2 protein-coding genes are annotated in these 2,581 nt (G+C 65.2%); both read right to left on the bottom strand.

From position 1 onward, the window contains the following. The coding region (locus EOA86_RS30170) for an ATP-binding cassette domain-containing protein (protein ID WP_164892120.1) at positions 1-591 on the bottom strand (591 nt) is incomplete at its 3' end. Beyond that, positions 584-2,581: ABC transporter permease (locus EOA86_RS30165; protein ID WP_164892119.1), on the bottom strand; the 1,998-nt coding region annotated here is incomplete at its 5' end. The genes EOA86_RS30170 and EOA86_RS30165, both read right to left, overlap by 8 nt.

Below are 2,581 nucleotides of genomic sequence, written 5' to 3'. Positions count from 1 at the left end.
GCCCTGCTTTTTCAGTTCCAGCATGGTCTCGAGCAGCCGCTCGGTCGCCATCACCGAGAGATTGGCGGTCGGCTCGTCGAGGATCACCACGCGCGGCTGGAAGGAGATAGCGCGGGCAATCGCCACAGATTGCTGGCGTCCGCCTGACAGGCTCTCGACCTTTTGATAGACGGAGTTCACGTCGACCTTGAGCCGCTTCAGCACGCTGTCGGCTTCCGCGTACATTTTCCGCCGATTGACAAAAAGGCCCTTGCGCGGCCAACGGCCAAGAAAGATGTTCTGACCGACATCCATATTCCCGCAAAGAGCGAAATCCTGGTAGATCATCTCGATGCCGGCATCGCGGCTTTCGTGCGGGCTCTTGAAGTGCACCGGCTGCCCGGCGACGAAAACCTCGCCGGCGTCGCGCTGGTAGGCGCCGGTCAGGATCTTCATCAGCGTAGATTTGCCGGCCGAGTTGTCGCCGACGAGGCCCAGGATCTCGCCGGGATAGAGCACGAGGTCGACGTTGCGGAGCGCCTGCACTGCACCGAAGGCTTTTTCGATGCCCCGCATTTCTACGATCGGTGCAGGCGTGGTCGGGTCACGCATGGGTGGTCTCCGCTGTTCTTGTGCGCCGTGCGAGGCGCGCCCGCAGGCGGCCGAAGATGTTGGCCTGGCGCACCCAGATGTCGATCAGCACCGCCACGATCAGGATGCCGCCGATGAAGACGTTGATCCAGTGCTGCGGCATGGTGAAGCCCTGGACATTGAGCTGCAGCAGCGCCCGGATCAGGGTGATCACCGCCGCCCCGGCGAGCGCCCCGATCACGGTGCCGTAGCCGCCGAAGATCGAACCGCCGCCGATGATCACCGAAGCGATGGCGTCGAGCTCGCGGAACTGGCCGGCCACCGGGTTGAAGCTGCGGAAGTAGGCGACGTTGATGATCCCGGCCATTGTCGCGCAGAGCGCCGCCAGCATAAGCGCGAGAAACCGCACCCGGTTGGTGTTGATCCCGGCATAGGCGGCGGCGCGAATGTTGCCGCCGGTCGCATAGACCTTCTGCCCGAACGGCATATAGGCGAGCACGACGCCGGCAATGACGGCGACGACCAGCATCCAGATGGTCTGGACGCTCACCACCTCGGCGGTCGAGCGCATCAGCCCGTCCGGCAGCGAGATGCGGTAGTGCAGCAGGATGTCGTTCACCTTGCGGCCGAGCAGGTTGTAGCCCTCGGGCCAGCCGGTGAGCTGCTGCCCGGCGACGAACCAGGCGGCGAGGCCGCGGGCGATGTAGAACATGCCGAGCGTGGCGATGAAGGCCGGCAGCTTGAAGCCGACGGTGACGATCGCGTTGACGAGGCCGGCACACATGCCCGCGAGCAGGCCCATCGCCACCGCGGTCACGGGGTCGGCGCCGAGAACCTTGAGAAAATAGGCGGCGGTGCTGCCGGCGAGGGCGAGCACCGCCCCGACGGAGAGATCGATATCGCCGGCGGCGATGACGTAGGTGAGCCCGATGGTGATCAGCGCAAGCTCGGTATAGTTGAGCAGGATCGCGAAGCTGTTGGACAGGTTCCACCAGTAGTCCGGCCGGAGCGCGAGGCCGGTCAGCCACAGGAGCACGGTCAAGATGATGGCGAGCGCGTCGCGCCGGGCGAGGAACTTGCCGAACCCGGTGGCCGACAGCGCCATGTCGGTCGCCATTGCCCCCTTGGTCTGCACTCCCTCGATCGCGATGCCACCGATCTCGTAGGCCGGTGGCGGTGGCCGGCCGCGGAGCCAGGCCCAGAGGCGCCCTGCCACCTGGCGGCGGATGAGATAAGGCTCGATGAGCACCGCCACGACGAGCAGCAGTCCGAGGAACACCGGCACCGCGCCGACCGGCAGCGAGAAAACGGCGTTGACCGTGATCTCCTCGTCGCCGATCTTGATGGTGCGCATGATCGGCCAGCCCTCGCGCAACACCTTGTCGAGCAGCACCACCAGCAGGGCGCCAAGGCAGGATCCGGCGACCCGGCCGCGGCCGCCGAGGATCGAGGCGCCGCCGATGATCACGGCGGCAATGACGGTCAGCTCACCACTGACGCCGTAGAGCGGCGTCACGCCCTTGTCCTGGGCAGCTGACATCAGGCCGGCAAGCGCCGCGCAGAGCGAGGAGATCAGGTAAGCTCGAATGCGCACCCAGTTGGTCGGGATGCCGGCATAGGACGCGGCCTGCTCGTTGCCGCCGGTGGCGAAGGTCTCGTAGCCCCAGCGCGTCTTGGCGAGCACATAGGCGCCGATCACTGCGACGACAACGAAGATCACGACCTGGTTGTTGAAGCCGAGGAGGTTAGTCTCGCCGAGGTGAAAAAAAAGCGGATAGCCGGTCGCCTTGGCAGGATAGTAGATCGCCTGCCCGTGAGTGAGCGCCAGCACGAAGCCGCGGCCGATGAAAAGTATCGTCAGGGTGGCGATGAATGCAGGCACTTTCAGGATGGTAACGAGCACGCCATTGACGAGACCGATCAACACACCGAGAAGAATGCAGAGGATCACCGACGTGACGACGCCGAGGTCAAGGAAGCTCGGCGCGAACAGCCTGGCGAAGACGACGGC

The sequence above is a fragment of the Mesorhizobium sp. M5C.F.Ca.IN.020.32.2.1 genome, from assembly GCF_004023105.1.
Taxonomy (GTDB): Bacteria; Pseudomonadota; Alphaproteobacteria; order Rhizobiales; family Rhizobiaceae; genus Mesorhizobium; species Mesorhizobium wenxiniae.
Note: the sequence above shows the minus strand (reverse complement) of the source record. Positions and strands in the feature narration are given on the sequence as shown.